General features: G+C 63.6%; 15 protein-coding genes. 10 read left to right on the forward strand and 5 right to left on the reverse strand.

Translation table 11 applies throughout. The features are described from left to right. Positions 1–38: 38 nt before the first annotated feature. Positions 39–935, reverse strand: a complete 897-nt coding sequence (gene rsmI, locus ACUXV1_RS03040; RefSeq protein WP_205208302.1) for a 16S rRNA (cytidine(1402)-2'-O)-methyltransferase — start codon at positions 933–935, stop codon at positions 39–41. Between rsmI and ACUXV1_RS03045 the strand changes: the two genes are divergently transcribed. The 5 genes from ACUXV1_RS03045 (at position 930) to ACUXV1_RS03065 (ending at position 4,625) form a co-directional block, all read left to right on the forward strand. After that, a complete protein-coding gene (locus ACUXV1_RS03045) occupies positions 930–2,048 on the forward strand; it encodes a penicillin-binding protein activator (RefSeq protein ID WP_446014688.1) in 1,119 nt (372 codons plus the stop codon). The genes rsmI and ACUXV1_RS03045 overlap by 6 nt on opposite strands. Next, on the forward strand, positions 2,048–2,383 hold the full coding sequence (locus tag ACUXV1_RS03050; protein ID WP_114152420.1) for a YraN family protein: 336 nt from the start codon (positions 2,048–2,050) through the stop codon (positions 2,381–2,383). Before ACUXV1_RS03045 ends, ACUXV1_RS03050 begins: the two co-directional genes overlap by 1 nt. A 39-nt stretch (positions 2,384–2,422) precedes the next feature. Continuing rightward, positions 2,423–3,013 (forward strand): phosphoheptose isomerase, encoded by a 591-nt coding sequence (locus ACUXV1_RS03055; protein ID WP_043640614.1) that lies wholly within the window; start codon positions 2,423–2,425, stop codon positions 3,011–3,013. Continuing rightward, on the forward strand, positions 3,013–3,594 hold the full coding sequence (locus tag ACUXV1_RS03060) for a BON domain-containing protein (protein ID WP_019102460.1): 582 nt from the start codon (positions 3,013–3,015) through the stop codon (positions 3,592–3,594). Before ACUXV1_RS03055 ends, ACUXV1_RS03060 begins: the two co-directional genes overlap by 1 nt. 134 nt (positions 3,595–3,728) lie before the next feature. Beyond that, positions 3,729–4,625 carry a DNA-binding protein gene (locus tag ACUXV1_RS03065; protein ID WP_446014686.1) on the forward strand — a complete coding sequence of 299 codons (897 nt, stop codon included), beginning with the start codon at positions 3,729–3,731 and terminating at the stop codon, positions 4,623–4,625. An 18-nt stretch (positions 4,626–4,643) separates the two neighbouring features. Here ACUXV1_RS03065 and ACUXV1_RS03070 read toward each other — a convergent pair whose 3' ends face one another. The 4 genes from ACUXV1_RS03070 to ACUXV1_RS03085 all read right to left on the reverse strand — a co-directional run bounded on the left by ACUXV1_RS03070 (position 4,644) and on the right by ACUXV1_RS03085 (position 8,520). Then, complete coding sequence (locus tag ACUXV1_RS03070; RefSeq protein ID WP_043640611.1) at positions 4,644–5,837, reverse strand: sensor domain-containing phosphodiesterase; 1,194 nt, start codon at positions 5,835–5,837, stop codon at positions 4,644–4,646. A gap of 144 nt (positions 5,838–5,981) precedes the next feature. Next, a complete protein-coding gene (locus ACUXV1_RS03075; protein ID WP_446014683.1) occupies positions 5,982–6,971 on the reverse strand; it encodes a Tim44 domain-containing protein in 990 nt (329 codons plus the stop codon). 56 nt (positions 6,972–7,027) lie between these two features. Then, positions 7,028–7,729 carry a tRNA (N6-threonylcarbamoyladenosine(37)-N6)-methyltransferase TrmO gene (gene tsaA / locus ACUXV1_RS03080; RefSeq protein ID WP_043640607.1) on the reverse strand — a complete coding sequence of 234 codons (702 nt, stop codon included), beginning with the start codon at positions 7,727–7,729 and terminating at the stop codon, positions 7,028–7,030. A 41-nt stretch (positions 7,730–7,770) separates the two neighbouring features. After that, the gene (locus tag ACUXV1_RS03085) at positions 7,771–8,520 is read right to left on the reverse strand and encodes a GNAT family N-acetyltransferase (RefSeq protein ID WP_446014682.1); all 750 of its coding nucleotides are present in this window, start codon (positions 8,518–8,520) and stop codon (positions 7,771–7,773) included. A gap of 198 nt (positions 8,521–8,718) precedes the next feature. Between ACUXV1_RS03085 and mnmG the strand changes: the two genes are divergently transcribed. The 5 genes from mnmG to ACUXV1_RS03110 all read left to right on the forward strand — a co-directional run bounded on the left by mnmG (position 8,719) and on the right by ACUXV1_RS03110 (position 13,356). Next, positions 8,719–10,614 (forward strand): tRNA uridine-5-carboxymethylaminomethyl(34) synthesis enzyme MnmG, encoded by a 1,896-nt coding sequence (mnmG, locus tag ACUXV1_RS03090; protein WP_446014680.1) that lies wholly within the window; start codon positions 8,719–8,721, stop codon positions 10,612–10,614. After that, entirely contained in the window at positions 10,611–11,252 is a 642-nt protein-coding gene (rsmG, locus tag ACUXV1_RS03095) for a 16S rRNA (guanine(527)-N(7))-methyltransferase RsmG (protein ID WP_081554458.1), read from the forward strand. The genes mnmG and rsmG overlap by 4 nt, the downstream gene beginning before the upstream one ends. Continuing rightward, a complete protein-coding gene (locus ACUXV1_RS03100) occupies positions 11,249–12,040 on the forward strand; it encodes a ParA family protein (protein ID WP_043589578.1) in 792 nt (263 codons plus the stop codon). Before rsmG ends, ACUXV1_RS03100 begins: the two co-directional genes overlap by 4 nt. Positions 12,041–12,045: 5 nt before the next feature. Continuing rightward, positions 12,046–12,903 carry a ParB/RepB/Spo0J family partition protein gene (locus ACUXV1_RS03105; protein WP_114152425.1) on the forward strand — a complete coding sequence of 286 codons (858 nt, stop codon included), beginning with the start codon at positions 12,046–12,048 and terminating at the stop codon, positions 12,901–12,903. A 90-nt stretch (positions 12,904–12,993) separates the two neighbouring features. Beyond that, positions 12,994–13,356 carry an ATP synthase subunit I gene (locus ACUXV1_RS03110; protein ID WP_039755309.1) on the forward strand — a complete coding sequence of 121 codons (363 nt, stop codon included), beginning with the start codon at positions 12,994–12,996 and terminating at the stop codon, positions 13,354–13,356. Positions 13,357–13,358 lie beyond the last annotated feature (2 nt).

Genomic DNA, 13,358 nt, shown 5'->3' on the forward strand with positions numbered 1-13,358 from the left:
CTTTGTAAATCCTTTTTTCCCAGGCGCTGGGCGACGGCTCAATCCTGCTTCAGTTTGAGCGCAAGGTCGTAGAGCTGTTTGCGGTTGCCGTCGCAGATCTGCGCAGCCAGGGAGGCGGCCTGTTTGGTGGGCAATTCCGCCGCCAGCAGCTTGAGCACGCGCACGGTTTCTTCCGGCACGGCGTCATCGGTTTCGTCGCGCGCCGGGGCTGCGTCCAGGATCAATACAATCTCGCCGCGCTGCTGGTTGGAATCGGATTCCACCCACTCCAACATTTCCTGGGCGGGGAGATTGCGGAAGGTCTCGAAGGTTTTGGTCAGCTCGCGCGCCAGCAGCACGCGGCGTTCCGCGCCCAGCTCCGCCACGATGTCTCGCAGGGCGTCGACGATGCGGTGAGGCGCTTCATAGCACACGGTCAGATGCGGCGCGGACTGCCATTGGCGCAGCGTTTTGCGGCGCTCGCCGCTCTTGGGCGGCAAGAAACCGTGAAACAGGAAGGACGGCGCGGTCAACCCGCTGGCGGACAAGGCGGCGATCACCGCGCTGGAGCCGGGCACCGGCCGCACTGGCAAGCCGGCGGCGCGCACCGCTTCCGCCAGCCGCGCGCCGGGGTCCGACACCGCCGGCGTGCCGGCATCCGACACCTGCGCCACGATTTGGTCTTCGGACAGCCAGCGCACCACTTGTTCGGCCATGCCGCGCTCATTGTGCTCGCGCAGGCTGACCAGGCGTTTAGCGTGGATGCCGTAGGCGGACAGCAGTTGTCCGGTGACGCGCGTGTCCTCGGCGCAGACCACGTCGGCGGCGCTGAAAGCCGCCAAGGCGCGGGCGCTGATGTCCGCCAGATTTCCAATGGGCGTGGCCACCACATATAATGTGCCGCGACAGAAACTTTCCCTGGCTGATTCAAGCAGATGAGCGAACGAAGTATGCAAAGACTGACTCCGCTGTTGGTTGGCGTCTTGATGACTTGGTTGACGCCGACAATGGCGCAAACCCCGGACTATATCATCCAAAGCAACACCGCGCCGCTCAAGTTGCTGGGCCAGCCGGCGCCGAAGCCGCTTGTTCCGAAGGTCGCGCCGCGCGATGCCAGCGCGACGGCGACGAAACCGCAGCCGGTCAACGGCCGCCTGCGCGTCGGCCTGCTGCTGCCCACCGGCTCAGCCACTTTGGGCGAAGCCGCTGCGGTGGTGCGCAGCGGAGTGGAGGCGGCGGCGAGCGTGGATCAGAACGCCGAGCTGGTGCCCATAGACGCGTCCGAGGACACCGCGGTGGCCAGCTACCATCAGGCGCTGGCTGGCGGGGTCAATGTGGTGATAGGCCCGCTGTCGCGCGGCGCCATCGCCGCGGTGGCGCCGCTGGTGTCGGTGCCCACGCTGGCCTTGAACTCGATAGGCCGTGAAGTGCCGGCCAACCCCAAACTGTTCTCCTTGTCGCTGATCGTCGAAGGCGAGGCGCGCCAAGTAGCGCGTCTGATGTATGCGGACGGCAGGGCCAACCCCTTGCTGCTGTTCGGCGCGGACAACCTGTCCCAGCGGTTGCGCCAGGCTTTCATCGACGAGTGGAGAGCTTTGAGCCGCGGCAAGTCGCCCATGACCTTGGAAGCCAAGCAGGACAGTCTGCCGGCGATACTGCAGGCGGCGGCCGGCGCGGACGCGGTGTTCATGGCGCTGGACGCCCAGGAGGCCGGCATCGTCAAGGCCGCGCTGGCGCCGGAACTGCCGGTGTACGGCACCTCACAGCTCAACGGCCGCGGCAGCGTGGCGGCGTTGGCCGGAGTGAGGGTGATAGACATGCCCTGGTTCCTGATGCCGGAGCACCCGGCGGTGAAACGCTATCCGCGGCCGGCGACGGCGTTGACGATGCAGACTGAGCGTTTGTATGCCCTGGGCGTGGACGCCTGGCGGCTGGCGGTGCTGCTGGCGGGCGCCAGGCAGCCGGCGGGGCTGAGGCTGGACGGCGTCACCGGCGACCTGAGGCTGGGGCGCGACCGTCTGTTCGAGCGTCAGTTGCCGATGGCGGTGCTAAGCGTGGAGCAACCGTAGTGAATCTTCAGGGCCGGCTTGCCGAGGATAGGGCGCTGGCCTGGCTGCTGAAACGGGGCCTGACGCTGGTGGAGCGCAACTGGTCCTGTCGCGGCGGCGAAATCGATCTGATCATGCGCGATGGGCGCTACTGGGTGTTCATCGAAGTGCGTCATCGCGCCAGCGCGGCCTTTGGCGGCGCGGCCGCCAGCATAGGCGCGGCCAAGCAAAGGAAACTCATGCTGGCCGCCGAGGTCTATCTGTCCCAAAAGGGAATAGACGCGCCATGCCGTTTTGACGCGGTGTTGACCGTGGGCGAGGCGGAGCCGCAATGGCTGCAGAATATTTTCATGTAGTGCTATGGGCCGATAGGCCCTAAAAGATAAGGATGTCCCATGGATTTGATTGACCGCGTCAGCGGGCATTTCCTGGAAAGCATCGCCGTCAAGCAAGAGGCGATGGAGCTGTTGTCGCCGGCGATAGCCGCGGCGGCGGAACAGATGGTGGCTTGTCTGATGAACGAAGGCAAGATTCTGGCCTGCGGCAATGGCGGTTCCGCGGCGGACGCGCAAAACTTCGCCGCGGAAATGGTGGGGCGCTTCGAGAAGGAGCGGCCGGGATTGGCGGCGATTTCGCTGGCCACGGACAGTTCCGCCTTGACCGCTATCGGCAACGATTACGATTTCGACATGGTGTTTTCCAAGCAAGTGCGCGCGCTGGGACATACCAATGATTTGCTGCTGGCGATTTCGGCGTCCGGCAATTCCGCCAATGTGATCGAGGCCATCTACGCGGCGCACGAGCGCGGCATGAGCGTGATCGCCTTGACCGGCATGGATGGCGGCAAGGTGGCCGAGATCCTGTCGCCGGAAGACATTCAGTTGATTGTGCCGGCGTTGCGCCGTTGCCGGATTCAAGAAGTGCACACCCTGGTGGTCCACGCCTTGTGCGACACCATTGATTACATGTTGTTGGGAGGTGAGTGATGAAGCGTCGCGTATTCGCGGTATTGCTGGCTGCTGGTTTCAGCAGCGCCTTGAGCGGTTGTTTCGGCGTAGTGGCGGCGGGCGCCGCCGGCGGCGCGCTGGTGGCCACCGACCGTCGCACTAGCGGCGCCTATGTGGACGATCAGGGCATCGAACTGAAAGCCGCCGACCAGATCGGCAAACTGTTGCCGTCCGCCCACGTCAACACCACCAGCTTCAACCGCGCGGTGTTGCTGACCGGCGAAGTGCCCAGCGAGCAGGCGCGCCAGCAAGCGGAACTGACCGCGCGCGGCATCCCCAATGTGCGTCGTGTGTTCAACTACACGGTAGTGGCGCCGTCGTCCGGCTTTTCCGAGCGCAGCAGCGATACCTGGGTGACCAGCAAGGCGCGCACCCGGCTGCTGGACGGCAAAGGCTACAACCCCAACAACGTCAAGGTAGTGACCGAGCGCGGCGTGGTCTACATGCTGGGCATGGTGACCCAGGCCGAAGGCGCGGCGGCGGCGAAGGTGGTCAGCGAGACTTCCGGTGTGCAAAAAGTGGTGACCCTGTTCGAATACATCAACGACATCGCGCAGTGACGCGGATGTTCCGCGACGACCAGCCCGGCTTAGGCCGGGCTTTTTCATTGTCAGGCGGGGCGGGGACGAGGAATCGCCTATTTTTTTAGGAAAAATCCTATGTCCGCTTGCCGGCGGTTCTGCTGGAATTTGCCTTGCTGCCGAACCCTGTGGGTTTCGGCGTATTTCTGACGCCTGGCATCCGCCAGGCGTACCGGCAACGCAGTTGGAAAGATGGGCGAGGACGCGGCTTTATGAACCAGGCGGGCAAGATATCGGCGGAGACACGGGAGCGCATTATCGCGGCGGCTACGGAACTATACGAGAAGTCCGGTCGCAAGCGGCACCCCGCCGTGGACCAGGTCCGCCAACTGGCGGGCGTGGGCATGGACTCCGCCAGCGTGGTGCTCAAAGACTGGCGGCGAGTGCAGCCGGCGACGGCGGCGGCCTTGGACGGGGAGGTGCCGGAAGGCGTCAGCCAGGCGGGGCTGGCCGCGTTGGAAGCGATCTGGACGCAAGCCAAGGCGCTGGCCAACGACAGCTTGAGCGCCGCCCAGGCGGCCTGGGAGCGGGAGCGGGCCGAACTGGACCATCTGCGCGCCGAGCTTGCCGACGCCTTCGAACGTCAGGCAGCCGAGCTGGACGCCACGCGCCGTCAGCTGTCGGCTTCCTTGGCCTTGACCGCGCAGCAGGCGCAAGACCTGGCGGTGGCGCAGCCGCAGGCGGAAGCGTTCCGCGAGCGCATGGACAAGGCCGAGGCCCGCGTCGGCGAATTGGAGCGGGAGCTGTCCGAGGCGAAAAGCCAGTTGTTGAAAGCTCAGAGCGAGTTGCGCCTGAGCGCCGCGGACAGCCAAGCGGCGGAAACCGCGCTGGCCAAGCTACGCGGCGAATTGCTGCAAGCCGGCGCCAGCGCCGCGATGAAGGCGGAAGTGGCTCGGATCAAAACGCCTCCCAAACCGATGGCCGCGCCGGAGCCCGGCGACGAGGAGCCCTCCTTGACGGCCGCCTATACGCCGCAGCCGGCCGCCGAGGACATTCTGAAGTTTCGTTGATGCGTAGCGCGGCCGCGGTCAGTGTTGGGGAATCAGCACGTCGGCGCACAGCACGTGCATGATTTCGTCGATTTCTATCGCCATCGAGATGGTTACGCAGGAACGGGTGTCTGTCATCGACAGATACGGCTCGCTCATATACAGCACGCCGGGTTGGTCCACCGCATGTTGAAAGTAGCTGCGCCGAGACCAGACCGCGCCGGTGGTATCCAGCAGCGGCGCGAACTTGGGGTTGGCGGCGGCTTGCGGCTGGCGGCTGTTGAGGTTGCGGCCGATTTGGCGTCCGGCGCTGTCCAGCAGGAAGCAGCGCACCACGTCCGGCAGCGCCAGCATCGGCTTGGCGGCCAAGTCGAACGGCGTGCCTTGCATGAGCGAGATGGCGCTTTGAACAAAGGATTGTCGCGCCAGCTCGATCTGGCGCCGGGTCAGTTTGCGTTTCAGCAGTTCGCGCGCCATCAGCTCATCCCAGCGCTCATCGATGCGCGGGGTGATGATGTGGTCCTGATCCGGCTGGTCGCTGGGGTGGGCGACGAAATAGCCTTGCACCAAATCGCAGCCCGATTCCAGCGCGATCAGAACATCCTGATCGGTTTCTATCCCTTCTTCCACCACCAAGGCACCAATTTCGTGCATCAGCCGCACCAGCTTGGCCAGCAGATTGCGGGTGCGTGGCTGATGGACGGCGGCGCGCAGCAGGTGTCGGTCGAATTTGACCAGGTCCGGCTCTAGCTGGCAGACCCGGTCCAGATTGGAGTGGCCGACGCCGAAGTCGTCGATGGCGATTAGAAACCCGCTGCTTTTCAGTACATTGACGCCTTCAATCAGCGCCTCGTCCACTTCCAGCACATGTTCCAGCACTTCCAGCACCACCTGGCTGGGGTCCAGCCCGGCGGCTTTGATGCTGTTGGCCAAGGCCATCGCGCGTTCTGGTCGCGACAAGGACGCGGCGTCGATATTGAGAAACAGCCAGCAAGGGTGGTCGCTCTGCATCTGGCTGAAACGGACGGCATGGGCTTCGCTCGCGGCCAGATCCAACTGGTGGCGGCGTTCGGGAGAGACGACGGAGTAAAAGGCCTCCGCCGGCGTCAGCGGCGAGGTGTCCTGTCTGGCGCGCAGCAAGGCTTCCATTCCTATCGTGCGGCGATGGGCCAGGCTGTAGATAGGCTGGAAGTGACTGCCGAGTTTCAAGCCGGCATGCTCGAATTCTTTCATGGAATAGCTGCCCTCCGTGGCGCGGACTCTATGGCCAGTATTGTTTTTTTGCCTGAAGCAATTGGCATTCCAGTTTAGTGCATCGCCATTAAAAATAAAAAACGGGCCAAGAGGCCCGTTTGGATAAAGATGTTAAAAACCTTATTACTGTTGGATGCCCGCCACCAACCACTTGCCGTTGGTGCTGTCGTCCTTGATGTAGTGCCAGTATTCGGTGAACGGCTCGGCCGGCGCGTTTACGGCTTCGCTGACCATGCCGGAGAAGCGCACGCTGGCGATATAGCGGTTGCCTTCGGTGCTGGCTTCGGACAGCTGGCAGTCCAGCTGCGGGAAGTCGGCCACGTCGGTATTGCCGGCGATGTCCTCGCGCAAGGCGTTGAACAGGTCCGGCGTCATGTACTTGCGCACTTCTTCCAGGCTTTCCGTGCTGTTCAAGCTTTGCAGGTGCAGGAAGGTAGCCTTGGCCTGACGCAGGAAGTTCGGGGTTTCCGTGCCGTCCGGCAGGCGGGCCGGGGCGTCGTAGGCCGCCGCCGCGCCGAAGGCCGGCTGCGCGCCGCCCAGGCCGGAGCCGATTTTCGGGATGGAGTCGAAACGCGTCGGTTCCTGATAGCCGCCCATGTTCTGCGGCATGCCTGCCGGCTGCGCCGAGCCCATGGCCGGACGCGCCGCTCCGGCCTTGCGGCGGAAGAACATATAGCCACCTACCAGCACCAGGCCCAGCAGGGCCAGCGTGCCCCAGGGCATGCCGCCGCTCTTCTGCGGCTGCTGGCCTTGGGCTTGCGCCGCGAGGGCCGGATCTGCGTTGCCGTTAGCCGTGGCGGGAGCTTGCTGTTGGCCGCCTTTGTCGCTCATGGCGGAGCCCAGCATATAACCGGCTGCCGCGCCGGCCGCGCCAGCGGCTACGGCGGTGCCGATGCCGGGGCCGGACTTGGGTTGAGCTTGAGCCGGCGCAGGCGCTTGCGCGGGCGGAGCCACCGGGCGTGCCGGCGCTTGTTGTTGGTAAGAACGGGTGGGGGCCGAGCGCTGCATGCCGGCGCTCTTGCCTTTACCTAGGCGGGCCGCTTCCGCGAACGGGGCGGCCAACATGGAAACCATGGTGAAGGCGAGCATGATCGTCTTCGCGCGGGTGGTCATATTTGCTTTTTTCCTGAGTGGTTGGTATCGCCCCGGTATGACTGGAGCGCAAAAAATTAGTTCGGGGTCAATGGCTGAATTTCAATGACTTGCGCATGGTTTTTTTCCACGCGGAAGCGCACATTCCACTGGTGTAGTGCCACGCCGTAAATCCGTTCCGGGTCGTCCTGATAGGCCGGGCGCGGATCTTGGGCCAGCACCTGTTCCACCAGCGCGGCGAAATCGTCCGGCAGGCTGGCTTCGGTGGCCAGTTGCGCGTGAGCTGCGGCGTCCCAGCCCACGCTCAATTGCGGCGGCGGGCCATCGACGAAGCCGCCGCGGGCGTCGGCCCTGGCTTCGACGAAGGGTATATAGGGCTTGATGTCCAGCACCGGGGTGCCGTCCAGCAGGTCGGCGCCCTCTAGCGTCAGCACTACCTTGGGCTGGGTGTCCACGCGCAGCAGCCGCACCAGTGACAGGCCCAGCGGATTGGGGCGATGGGTGGCGCGGCTGGCGAATACGCCGACTTTGGCGTTGCCGCCCAGCCGCGGCGGCCGCACCAGCGGCTGCCAGCCGCGGTCGGCGGTTTGATGAAACACGAAGCTGATCCAGACGTGGGAAAACGCGTCCAGACCGCGCACCATGTCCGGGTGGTCGTAGGGCGGCAGCAGCTCCAGCGTGATGCGGGCTGCGTTGACCAGCGAGGGCTGGCGCGGGATGCCGAATTTCTCGCGGTAGGGCGAATGGATCACGCCTATCGTTTCAAAGGTGTAACTCATGGCCGGATTGTAGCATCCGACCATGCGCCAAGCGCTTGTCGCTAGCCGACGAAGTGCTTGTTGTAGCGGCTGCTCAGCCGGCCCATGGGCAGCAGCATGAAGAAGTCCGCGCAGTTGAAGTCCGGGTCCCAGGCCGGCTCGCCGCAGATATAGGCGCCGGCGCGCAGATAGCCCTTGATCAGCGCCGGCATCGGCGCGGAGGGAGCGTCGTCGCAGACTCGGTCCAGAGGCAGCGGCAGGTGGGGGAACACTCGCCATTCCGCCGGCGACAGGTGCTTGGCTTCCAGTTGACGGTACAGACTGACCGCCTGGTGGCCGCCGTCGCTCAGCGACACGCTGGCGCAGCCGGCCAGGTATTGACCGCCGTGCAGTTGAACGTAGTCGGCCAGGCCGGACCAGAGCAGGGCGATCACCGCTCCGGAGCGGAAATCGCGGTGCACGCAGGAGCGGCCCACTTCGATCAGGCCGGCGCGCAGGTGAGCCAGCCGGGTCAGATCGAACTCGTGCTCGGAATACAGGCTGGGCGCGCGGCGCGCCATGGCCGGGGACAGCATGCGGTAAGTGCCCACCACCAGGCCGCTGGCGGCGTCTTCCACGATCAGGTGGTCGCACAACTCGTCGTACTCGTCGCAATCGATGCCTAGATCGCGCGAGGCGAGCTCCGCGCCCATTTCTCCGGCAAACACATCGAAGCGCAGCTTCTGCGCGCGGCGGATATCCTGCGCTTCACTGGCCACGCGCACGCTCAGGCGCGGTTTGGCGCTCACGGCAAGCTGTTCATTTAGCAGCATGTTTTGCTCCCTTTTGTGGTGAGCCCCATGCTAGGCAGCTTGTTTGACGCGGCGATGTCTTTAATATGACTATCGGGTGACCGGCGCTTGACGCCGCGGTTACCAGCTGGATTTATTGAAATCAACGACTTACGCTGGTTAAGGATTTGGCGTAGAATAGGCCGTTTTTCCGTTCGATTTGCTCTTTCCGACAAAGCCATGATTTATCCGACAAACTTCGACGTGATAGTGGTGGGCGGCGGCCATGCCGGCACCGAGGCCGCTTTGGCGGCCGCGCGCATGGGCTGCAACACCCTTCTTTTGACGCACAACATCGAGACGCTGGGTCAGATGTCGTGCAATCCGTCGATCGGCGGCATCGGCAAGGGCCATCTGGTCAAGGAAGTGGATGCCCTGGGCGGCGCAATGGCGCTGGCCACCGATATCGGCGGCATCCAGTTCCGCACGCTGAACGCCTCCAAGGGCCCGGCGGTGCGCGCCACCCGCGCGCAGGCCGACCGCATTCTGTACAAGGCTGCGATCCGCGAGATGCTGGAGAACCAGCCCAATCTGACCTTGTTCCAGCAGCCTGTGGACGATCTTCTGGTTGAAGGCGACCGCGTCGCCGGCGCCATCACAGCCATTGGCATCACTTTCCGCGCCAAGACCGTGGTGTTGACCGCTGGCACCTTCCTGTCCGGCAAGATCCATGTGGGCATGGAAAACTATACCGGCGGCCGCGCCGGCGATCAGGCCGCGTCCACGCTGGGCGCGCGCTTGCGCGAACTCAACCTGCCGGTCGGGCGCCTGAAAACCGGTACGCCGCCGCGCATCGACGGCCGCAGCGTCGACTTCTCCGTAATGGAAGAGCAGCCGGGCGACACGCCGGAGCCGGTATTCTCCTACCGCGGCAGCCGCGCGCTGCACCCCAAGCAGCTGCCGTGCTGGATCACCCACACTAATGAACGCACCCACGAGATCATCCGCTCCGGTTTCGACCGCAGCCCGATGTTCACTGGAGTGATAGAAGGCGTGGGCCCGCGTTACTGCCCGTCTATCGAAGACAAGATCAACCGTTTCGCGGACAAGGATAGCCACCAGGTGTTCCTGGAGCCGGAAGGCCTGACCACGCACGAGTTCTACCCCAACGGGATTTCCACCAGCCTGCCCTTCGACATCCAACTGGCGGCGGTGCGTTCGATCCGCGGCATGGAAAACGCCCACATTCTGCGGCCTGGCTATGCGATCGAATACGATTATTTCGATCCGCGCGGTTTGAAGGCCTCTCTGGAAACCAAGGCGATCCAGGGTCTGTTCTTCGCCGGCCAGATCAACGGCACCACCGGCTATGAAGAGGCCGCCGCTCAGGGCCTGCTGGCCGGCATGAACGCCGCCTTGTTCGCCCGGGGCCAGGCTAGCTGGTGCCCGCGTCGCGACGAGGCCTATCTGGGCGTGCTGGTGGATGACTTGATCACCAAGGGCGTGGCCGAGCCCTATCGCATGTTCACCAGCCGCGCCGAATTCCGCTTGCAGTTGCGCGAAGACAACGCCGACCTGCGCCTGACCGAGATCGCCCGCCAGCACGGCCTGATCGGCGATGCCCAATGGGACAGCTTCTGCCGCAAGCGCGACGCGGTGGAGGCGGAGAAGGCGCGGTTGAAAGCCACCTGGCTGCACCCGTCTCGGCTGAGCGACGCCGCCGCGCTGCAAGCGCTGCTGGGCAAGGCGATTGAACGCGAGTACAGCCTGTACGATTTGCTGAAACGCCCCAACGTTGCCTATGCCGATTTGATGACCTTGCCGGAGGCCGGCGGCGCGGTGGCTGACGAGGCGGTTGCCGAGCAGGTGGAAATTCAGGTCAAATACCAAGGCTATATCAACCGCCAGAACGAAGAACTGGCGCGCCGCGACAACCTCGAGGACGTGCGCCTGCCGGCCGATATCGACTATGGTCTGGTCAAGGGCCTGTCCAAGGAAGTGCAGCAGAAACTGAACCAGCAACGCCCGGAGACCCTGGGGCAGGCTTCACGCATCCAGGGCATCACCCCGGCGGCGGTTGCTCTTTTGATGGTCCACTTGAAACGCGGCTTTGCCGACGCAACGAAAACCGCATGACACATACCACAGAACTACAACAAGGCCTGTCGCAGCTGAAACTGGAACTGAGCGACGCGCAAATCGATTTGCTGGACCGCTACCTGGCGCTGCTGGCCAAGTGGAACCAGACTTACAACCTGACCGCTGTGCGCGAGGAAAAGCGCATGGTCAGCTACCATCTGCTGGATAGCCTGAGCCTGGTGCCGCATCTGGACGGCGGCAGCCGTTTGCTGGATGTGGGCTCCGGCGGCGGCATGCCCGGCATTCCGGCGGCGATCGCCCGCCCGGACTTGCAGGTGGTGCTGTTGGATTCCAATCATAAGAAAACCACCTTCCTGCGCCAGGTGGTGGTGGAGCTGGGCCTGCCCAATGTACAGGTGATGACCGAGCGGGTAGAGGCTTACCAGCCGGAGCAGAAGTTCGACCGCATCACCAGCCGGGCGTTTTCCGAACTGGCCGAGTTCGTCAAGCTGACCCGCCACCTGTTGGCGGAGCAGGGTCAATATGTCGCAATGAAGGGTGTCTATCCTTACGAGGAAATCGCCTTGTTGCCGCAGGGTACGGTGGTTTCCGAAGTATTGCCGGTGATAGTGCCGGGCCTGGATGCCGAACGGCACCTGGTGAGAATGCGCCTGGAAGGGGTGGGTGCGCAATGAATTCAAGGGTGATCGCGGTCGCCAACCAGAAGGGCGGGGTCGGCAAGACCACGACTGTGGTGAATCTGGCGGCGGGCCTGGCCGACTTGGGCCGGCGCGTGCTGATTGTCGATCTCGACCCGCAGGGCAATGCCACCATGGGTAGCGGCATCGCCAAGCAATCCCTGAAGTTGTCCGGCTACGACGTGCTGCTGGGCGAGGCCTCGGTTGAAGAGGCGCGCCAGCCGGCGAAGGAGGGCGGCTACGACGTGCTGCCCGCCAACCGCGATCTGGGCGGCGCGGAATTGGAACTGGTCAATGAGCTGGCGCGCGAGGCGCGGCTGAAGAACGCGCTGCAGGCGGTGGAGGAACAGTACGACTACGTGCTGATAGACTGCCCGCCGTCGTTGAACCTGCTGACATTGAACGGACTGGTGGCGGCGCACAGCGTGCTGATCCCGATGGTGTGCGAATACTATGCGCTGGAAGGCCTGTCGGACCTGGTGGCGACCTTGCGCAAGGTGCGGGTGGCGGTGAATCCCAAGATCGAGATCATGGGGTTGCTGCGAACCATGTTCGACGCGCGCAATAATTTGTCGCAGCAGGTGTCCGAGCAACTGGCCCGCCATTTCGGCGCCAAGGTGTTCGACACTGTGATCCCGCGCAATGTGCGGCTGGCGGAAGCGCCCAGCCACGGCTTGCCCGGCCTAGTCTACGATCGCGCCTCGCGCGGCGCTCAGGCTTATCTCGCGCTGGCGCAAGAGCTGGCGGACCGGCTCGAGCCCGCAACCACAACTCCCTCCGTCTAAGCAATATGGCCAAATTAAAAGGATTGGGGCGCGGCTTGGACGCGCTCCTGTCCACTGCCGAGACAGTGGACGACAGACTCACCTCCCTGCCCATAGACAGCATCCGTCCCGGCAAATACCAGCCGCGCAGCTTCATGGACGAAGCCGCGCTGGATGAGCTGGCCGCTTCGATTCGCGCTCAGGGCGTGATTCAGCCGCTGGTAGTGCGAGAGATCGGCTTCGGCGATTACGAATTGATCGCCGGCGAACGGCGCTGGCGCGCTTCGCGCAAGGCCGGTTTGACCGAAGTGCCGGCGGTCATCAAGAGCGTGCCGGACGAGGCTGCGCTGGCGATGGCGCTGATCGAGAATATCCAGCGCCAGGAGTTGGACCCCATAGAAGAGGCACAGGGGCTCAAGCGCCTGATCGACGAGTTCGGCCTGACCCACGAGGCCGCGGCCGACGCGGTGGGTCGTTCGCGCAGCGCGGTCAGCAATCTGCTGCGCCTGTTGGCCTTGCCGGAACCGGTGCAGACCATGTTGCATCAGGGGCGGCTGGAGATGGGCCATGCTCGCGCTTTGCTGGCGTTGCCGGTGGTGGAGCAACTGGGCTTGGCGCAGGAGGTGGGCGACAAAGGCCTGTCCGTGCGCGAGGTGGAGCGCAGGGTACAGCAGAAAGCTGTGGAAAAAACCACAGTCGCACCGCAGCAAAAACGTACAGACCCGGATGTGACAAGGTTGGCTGAACAAGTGTCGGAACGCATAGGGGCCCGGGTCAGCATTCGCCACGCAAACCGCGGCAATGGCAGGCTGGTCATAGAATATGCGACGCTGGACGAGCTGGAAGGCTTGCTGGAAAAGCTGCAGAAAAGTTCAGAAAAATGAGGATGTTGCGCCGCAGCATACCAATGACACGCAAGTTGACGCAAATCAAGCAGGAAGCCTATAATTCGGCGGTTTTTTTGCTGGGTCAACATGGTTAATCCGGAAGTTAAGCGTATACTGCGCCTGCAGTGCACTCTGGTGGGTGTCGCACTGTTGATTGGAGTGGTTGCAGGGGGAGGAAACCTGGCCATTCCGGTTTCTGTCTTGCTTGGCGGATTGTCGGCCTTGGTGCCGGCCCTGGTGTACGCCAGGATCGCCTACGCCAAGCGCCATGTCGCCCCCGCGGAACTGATGAAAGCGCATTTCAGGGCCGAGGCGGTCAAATACGTCCTCACCATCCTGATATTTGGCGCGACTTTGGTATTTTTCAAGGATTTATCGATAGTCGGTCTTTTTGGCGGATTTTTTGCCGCCGTATCCGGCTACTGGTTCGGGCTTTTAATCAAAAATTGAGA

Source organism: Chromobacterium sp. W521, assembly GCF_052805975.1.